This window comes from Fibrella aquatilis (assembly GCF_017353255.1).
Taxonomy (GTDB): Bacteria; Bacteroidota; Bacteroidia; order Cytophagales; family Spirosomataceae; genus Fibrella; species Fibrella aquatilis.
Genome location: NZ_JAFMYU010000017.1, coordinates 153,047 through 159,770, shown reverse-complemented (window position 1 = coordinate 159,770; position 6,724 = coordinate 153,047). Strand labels below are relative to the sequence as shown.

At 56.6% G+C, this 6,724-nt stretch carries 8 protein-coding genes; 5 read left to right on the top strand and 3 right to left on the bottom strand.

Annotated features, from left to right (window positions below):
• Positions 1–40 precede the first annotated feature (40 nt).
• The 4 genes from J2I48_RS19500 (at position 41) to J2I48_RS19485 (ending at position 3,523) form a co-directional block, all read left to right on the top strand.
• Positions 41–916 carry an NAD kinase gene (locus J2I48_RS19500; RefSeq protein WP_207337171.1) on the top strand — a complete coding sequence of 292 codons (876 nt, stop codon included), beginning with the start codon at positions 41–43 and terminating at the stop codon, positions 914–916.
• A gap of 108 nt (positions 917–1,024) precedes the next feature.
• Positions 1,025–1,990, top strand: a complete 966-nt coding sequence (locus tag J2I48_RS19495) for a hypothetical protein (protein ID WP_207337161.1) — start codon at positions 1,025–1,027, stop codon at positions 1,988–1,990.
• On the top strand, positions 1,981–2,649 hold the full coding sequence (gene porG / locus J2I48_RS19490; protein WP_207337160.1) for a type IX secretion system protein PorG: 669 nt from the start codon (positions 1,981–1,983) through the stop codon (positions 2,647–2,649). The genes J2I48_RS19495 and porG overlap by 10 nt, the downstream gene beginning before the upstream one ends.
• Positions 2,650–2,734: 85 nt before the next feature.
• Complete coding sequence (locus J2I48_RS19485; RefSeq protein WP_207337159.1) at positions 2,735–3,523, top strand: M23 family metallopeptidase; 789 nt, start codon at positions 2,735–2,737, stop codon at positions 3,521–3,523.
• A gap of 99 nt (positions 3,524–3,622) precedes the next feature.
• Here the strand turns inward: J2I48_RS19485 and J2I48_RS19480 are convergent, their stop codons facing one another.
• The gene (locus tag J2I48_RS19480; RefSeq protein ID WP_207337158.1) at positions 3,623–3,826 is read right to left on the bottom strand and encodes a hypothetical protein; all 204 of its coding nucleotides are present in this window, start codon (positions 3,824–3,826) and stop codon (positions 3,623–3,625) included.
• A gap of 45 nt (positions 3,827–3,871) precedes the next feature.
• On the opposite strand from J2I48_RS19480, the gene J2I48_RS19475 reads away from it, so the two are divergent.
• A complete protein-coding gene (locus J2I48_RS19475) occupies positions 3,872–4,348 on the top strand; it encodes an FKBP-type peptidyl-prolyl cis-trans isomerase (protein WP_207337157.1) in 477 nt (158 codons plus the stop codon).
• Positions 4,349–4,373: 25 nt separating this feature from the next.
• On the opposite strand, the gene J2I48_RS19470 is transcribed toward J2I48_RS19475, so the two are convergent.
• Both J2I48_RS19470 and J2I48_RS19465 read right to left on the bottom strand, forming a co-directional pair.
• Complete coding sequence (locus J2I48_RS19470; RefSeq protein ID WP_207337156.1) at positions 4,374–5,996, bottom strand: hypothetical protein; 1,623 nt, start codon at positions 5,994–5,996, stop codon at positions 4,374–4,376.
• A 12-nt stretch (positions 5,997–6,008) separates the two neighbouring features.
• Positions 6,009–6,716, bottom strand: coding sequence for a hypothetical protein (locus J2I48_RS19465; RefSeq protein ID WP_207337155.1), 708 nt, complete (start codon positions 6,714–6,716; stop codon positions 6,009–6,011).
• Positions 6,717–6,724 lie beyond the last annotated feature (8 nt).

The window sequence follows — 6,724 nt, the reverse complement described above, 5'->3', positions numbered from 1 at the left end:
GACTTACGACTATCGACTTGTGACTTACGACTATTTTCTCATGAAAATTGCCATTCACGGACGTACGCTGCCAGAACCGGCCCGGCCTTTTGTACAGTCGATGTTCGATACGCTGGCGGCCCGCGGCATTGACGTCCAACTCTCGGACGTATACCGCCGGGCGCTCGACGAGATGGGCGTGGCGCATAACAGCCATAGTACTTACGCCAGCCCCAAAGATTTGTTCGATGCTGATTTTGCCTTTAGTCTGGGCGGCGACGGCACCCTACTCGACGTGGTGTCGCAGGTGGGGGAGCGCGAAATTCCCATTGTGGGCATCAATATTGGTCGGCTGGGGTTCCTGGCCACGGTGTCGCCGGGGGGGATCCAGTTCATGCTCCACGCCCTGATGCACCAGAAATTCACTATCGACGAGCGGTCGTTGGTCAGTGTGCAGTGCGACACCGACATTTTCGAGGGCATTCCGTTTGGGCTGAATGATTTCACCATCACGCGCACCCAAAGCTCGTCGATGATTACGGTGCATACCTATCTGGACGGTGAGTTTCTGAATTCCTACTGGGCCGACGGCATCATTGTCTGCACACCCTCCGGCTCCACGGGCTACTCGCTTAGTTGCGGCGGGCCGGTGCTCTTGCCCCATACCAACAATTTCATTATCACGCCTATTAGCCCTCATAACCTCAACGTGCGGCCCATGGTGATCATGGATTCGTGCAAGCTGTCGTTTGAAGTAGAAAGCCGGAGTGGCAACTTCCTCATAGCACTCGACTCGCGCTCAACTACTGTCGACGTGGCCACCAAACTGCACGTGCAGCGCGAGCGTTTTTCGGCTAAACTTGTCAAGCTCAGCGACGACAACTTCCTGAATACCCTACGCAGCAAGCTCAACTGGGGGTTCGACGTGCGCAACTAAACCGGGGCTGCTCTGTAGAAAAAGCGTTTATTCGCCAATATTTCACCTTACCTGCCGTTTTCTGAACAAACCGATTGGATTGGGACAACCTAGTCTGGACTAAATTACATGACATACCGAAACATAACTACCTGGGGATTTTTGTCGGTGCTGCTGGTTGGTGTGGTTAGCAATGAAGGGTTAGCGCAGAGCCGACAAAACCCCAATTTTTTACCTTATTCGGAAGTGGGTTTTGGCGCCGGTACCTCCACCTACTTTGGTGACCTGGCCGGTATCAGCCGCCCGCTGAAGAGCCTGTTTACCCTGCCCCGCTGGAATGTGGGCCTGATGTATACCCGGCATTTTACCCCCCGAATCAGCGCACGGGCTTCGTTTACCTGGGCACGAATCACCGGCGACGATTACACCTTTAGCAAGGGTGACCCGGTAACGTATGCGTCGTTTTTTGTGCGAAACCTCCACTTTCGGAACGACCTGAAAGAGTTTGCACTCATTGGTACGTATGATTTTATTCCGGGTGGCCGCACTCCCCGCGAACGTCCCAAAGTAGCGCCGTACTTTTTGCTGGGCGTAGCTTTGGTAGGGCATAACCCTATGGGCTATACCCCGGCAGGCAGTGCCGATGGTCCTCAGCAGTGGGTAGCGCTTCAACCGCTGCATACCGAAGGCCTGGGGCTGCCCGGCTATGGCAAAAATTATTCGCTGGTGACGGTCTCCATCCCAGTAGGGCTGGGCGTTCGGTATGCCCTCAATGAGTCGTTCAATCTGGGGGCAGAGGTGCGATTTGCTCCCACCTTCACTGACTACCTCGACGATGTAGGCGGGCCATACCCGAATCCGAACGACCTGGAATCGCCACTGGCCAAGTCTTTTTCAAACCGGACCCAGGAACTTGTGGCCGCCCGCACAGGCGAGAGTCGGCAGCCGGGTATCGATAAGATCATTGCAGCGGGCGGCAACCCCGCTAACGAAACAGCGCGGGGCGGAGCCAGCCGACTGCCTATCAAAGACTCCTACCTGCTCACCAGCTTCCAGATCCATTACATCATTCCCGCCAAAATCAGATGCCCCTAGCCCCTGTCCACGTTCGGCTGTTTTTGGTGGGTTTGTTGCTGATACCGGTGCTGGGTTATTCGCAAACGATTGAAGTCGGCGGGGCGTTGGGTGGCATGCTCTATAAAGGCGATGTGTCGCCCACGCTAAACCCGCGGTTTGTACAGCCGGGTGGCGGGCTTTTTTTTCGCTATCACCCCACGCGCTCGTTTGCCGTGCGGGTGCAGGTAAGCACCGGCCGACTCATTGGTGTCGATAGCCTGACTACCGACCCCTTTCAGCAGGCGCGGGGGGCCTCGTTTCGCAATACCGTTCGGGAGTTTGCCGTGCTGGGCGAATACAAATTCAGAAATTATACACCACTGCGGAATGTGAAAAACTGGACGCCCTACGCTTTTGGGGGCATCGGCGTGTTTACGCATGGCCTGCGTCAGCCGGGTGAAGGCCCCGTAAACATCGCTTTTCCGCTCGGCGTGGGGGTTAAATATGAATTTCACCGGCCCTGGACACTGGGCTTAGAATGGGGCACCCGGTTTACCTTCTCAGATTCGCTCGATGGGCTAAAGCAGCCTGCCGCCGGTGCCTCCCGATTGAACCAGAGCGACCCCGATACCAAAGATCAGTATACGTTTGTGGCCCTTACGCTGAGCTACACGTTCTATAAAGTCTTTTGCCCATAGGTAGGGCAGTTAGCCTATCAGGTGGCCTTCCGGGTGTATGTTTGTAGGAAACTTACCCTCACCGATAGCCGATTCTTACCTGCTCATGCCGCCTGTTAGTCGTTTAACCAGTGTCCTGCTGGTATTATTGCTGGGGTGCGTCAGCGTTGCTTCGTCGCAAATACCGGCGCTCCTTGCCCCCGGCGCTACGCCCTACGCGCACTGTCAGCGTTTTAACACCCTATATGTAGAAATCAGGGAGCAGACCATTGCCCCTGATTCGGCGCGGGCCGTGTTTAGTCAGGTTATGCAGGGGTTACGCAACTATTACCGGTCTAACGCGAATTTCCCGGACACAACTACCATCGGTGGGCGCATCCGCACGGCCATGGCATTTCCGCTACGAGGCTATGCGGCAGGGGCCATTGGTGGCACGCACGGCGAAGGCTACCGGGGCAACGGCTTCGACCTGTTCGACTATAAGGTGCGGGGTAGCCACCCGGCCCAGGACATTTTCATCCGCGACCAGAATCAGGATTGTATCGACGACCGCACGGGTGCGCCGGTAGACGTGCTGGCTATGGGCGAGGGGCTGGTGCTGGCGGTGGAAACGGGCTGGACACCGGGGCAGGAGTACCGGGGCGGCAACTGGATCTGGGTGTATGACCCCGTCCGCGATGGCCTGTTCTACTACGCCCACAACAAGGTGGTGAACGTGGCCATGGGCGACTGGGTGCAGGCGGGCCAGAAGCTGGGCGAGGTGGGCCGTTCCGGCCTTAACGCCTACAAAGCCCGCTCGCCAACGCACCTGCACCTGATGTACCTGCAACTCCAGCCCGACGGGCTGCCACAACCGAAGAATACCTACGGCTGGCTACTAACGGCGAAAAAATAATGTACAATGTATAATGAACAATGTACAATGACTTCGCCAGCTACCGCAAAGGTTCTCTGGCGAAGCCATTGTACATTGTTCATTATACATTGTACATTATTAAGAGTTATTGATCAAGTTAAAACCAGCGCCGAAGAAGATCAGGCCTACGATGAAGGGGGCGGCGGCTTCGCCACGCGATACGTCGAGGCCCAGGGTAGGCTTACCGTCGGAGAGGAACGCCACGCAGGCAAACAGGATTACCACGGCCCCCAGGATGGTCAGGCCCGCGCCAAACGAACGACGAAAATTATTCTTTTCCATAGTGCTGCAAAACTACGCCGTAACTTTGCGGCTAACCGAATTACGATGAAAAAATACGCGTTTACGATCCTGCTGGGTGCCCTCCTGGCCACCGGCTGCAAACAGGCTGATCAAACACCCTGTAATGCCGCGACGGTGACGATCAAAGCACCCGATACGGAAATTGCCACCCTGAAAAAATATATCGACGATAACAAGATTGCCGCCACCGCCGATGGCCGGGGTTTTTACTACAGCATTCAGTCGACGGGGGCGGGTACGAAGCCTACGGTTTGCTCGACGGTGACGGTCAATTACAGCGGCAAGCTGACCAACAACAGCACATTCGACAGTGGCAATGGCGTCACGTTTGGGCTTAGTCAGCTGATTATAGGCTGGCAGGAGGGGATTCCACTGGTGGCTCCCGGTGGCAGCATCACGCTCTATTTGCCGCCCAGCCTGGCCTACGGCTCCGCTGCCCAAAACGGTATCCCGGCCAACTCAATCCTGATCTTTAAAATTGATCTGCTGAAAGTGGAGTAGTGATTAGTCATTTGATGACCAATCACTACTTACAATATATCTCCGACTTGATTTTAAACGTCCATTCGGGTTTATCGACCAGGTAGTCATTCTGGCGCAGGAGCCAGGTGGCTCCGCCGTCGAGGCTGGCGCGGAAGTCGTAGCGTTTGCCCACCTGAATTTTGTAGGACATCACACTGCGCTGGGTTTTGGTGGCGGTGAGCAGGTCCTGCCAGTTTTCTTTGCCTACCTCGCTATACTGCGCTTTCACCAGCGACGGCAGCGAGGCTTCGTCCAGTGCCTTGCCGGCGGGGCAGGAAAACTGGAAATCGAGTTTGGTGGCCGCCGGAACGGGTAACTCGCTCAGATTGATCGGCACGGGCGTGGCGTTGCAGGACTCGGCCACGCCCGATTCACCCATCAGCCCGCCTTTGGTGCCTTTGCCCCAGGCATCGGTTTGGTCGAAGACACGCAGCCTATAGCGCCGCCCCGGCTCCTGGTCGTAGATGCTGATAGTAATGCCGTTGTTTACGTTGGTGTAGAACTGACTTATCAGATTATTCGTCTGTGCATCAACGAGTTGGCAAAAGTAATTCACGTCTACGTTGCTGAGCTTGCTGCTTACCCTAAACACCGGGCCAAGTTTGCACACCGACTGTGTCCAGGCTGCAATGTAGGCTCCTGTTTTGCTCACGTCACTGTGCAGCACCAGACGGCCGGTGACGTCATCGCGCAGGATCACCCCCGGCCGTACCTGTTGCCAGCTACGCTCCTGAGCGTCGTACCGAAACAGCGGAATACTATCGCCTACCTGAATAATCCGGCCTTTCGCCTGGTTCGTCGTAACCGGATTCAGCTCCATGGTCAGGTGTATTGGTTTCGATAGTGTATTGACCAATTGATAGGCCTCGTTGTAGAGCGTCACGGTGAGTGAACCGGCAATGGTTTGCAGGCGCATCGTACCCGGCAGGGTACCACCGCTAAAGCCTGCCACATTGTCGAGGATGGTACCGCCCGGCAATTGTGCCCCTGGGTTGTTAGTCCGTGCGTTGGTGTGGATCAGTTGGGCGGTGAGCATACCAGCCACGGCAGCACCCTCGCGGTCGGTACATACGGTGCCCGGCTGAAGAGCTATACCGGCCCGGTCTACCGCAGGTAGGCTGGGCCTGGTAGTTAGCGAAACACCGGCCAACAACGCACCATCGGCACCGCCCTGCCCTGCCTCCAGTTGGGCGGGGGTTACGCTTTCGGGGGGTCTTGTCAGGCTAATAAGGGGCATGTATCGTCCCTGTCGGTTATTATTGGCAATGATAAATGGCTGCACTACAGTGAGGTAGCCCGGTGTTTCGAGCGCCAGCGTAAACCGAACCGGGTCGGCGGCCGAGGGCAACACGTTGGGCGAGGGGGCCAGTAGCAACACGCCGTCGCTGTTGATCTTGAAGTTCCTGGTGTTGAGGGTCGTCACCACCTCGCCCGCATCGGGTCCGGCCAGGATGATCTGGGTGGTGCCGGGCCGGGGATTACCCGACGGGTCGTACAGGCGGCAATCTACTATTCCCGCCTGTAGCGGATCTTTCAGCCGGATTGTAACACCATCCAGGGGATTGCGGCAGGCATCCAGGGCTATCAACAGGCTCAATAGCAGGTAACAGAGAACAGTACGATTCATGGGTGGCGTTGGTTAGTTAGGCCTGTTGAGTTGGTAAGTCAGCGTGACGTTCAGCGAGGGCAAATAACGATACCCGGAAAGGTTGCGGTTGATGGCGGGCAACTGATCGGCAAGGGTGGTGTTGTTGAGCGCCCCGTCTGAGTCGAGGGTAACGGTGGGCTTGCCCAGGTAAAAGACGCCCAGTTCCAGGCCCGTGCTAAACCGGCGTCTGGTCCTGATTCGTCCAAAACCAATGCCCGCATAGGGCATCACCGACTGCCAGGTGAAGTTGATGTTCACCGTGCCGATGTCGTCTGCTTTCAGCACCAACCCGCTGAGGTTTAGATCGCTACTGGTGTTTAGCATGAAACCCAGCGACGGCCGCCAGTTATAGGAAATGCCCCCTGTGAGGTACAGCGACCGCCGGGGAAACACCTGCCATTTCAGGCTCACCTCCGTGGCATTGATCCGCAGGTCGGGCCTGATCGTGATGCTCGACGTCTTGTCGATGGCCACATTGAAGGGCTTCTGATAGGCCAGGTAATGCGCGCCCAGGCGCAGGCTAACGCGCTGGGCTTTTCCCAGACTGTGGTAGTAATAGAGGCGGGCACCCGTCGTGCCAAGCTGCACCTGAACAGATTGCGTGCTTCGTTGGCCGGTGGTGTCGTGGGGTTGGTGCTGATTGGTTGGCAACGACCCGTAGAGGCTGGAAATGAGAGTACTAACCAGGAGTAGGTGCATGGGCTACG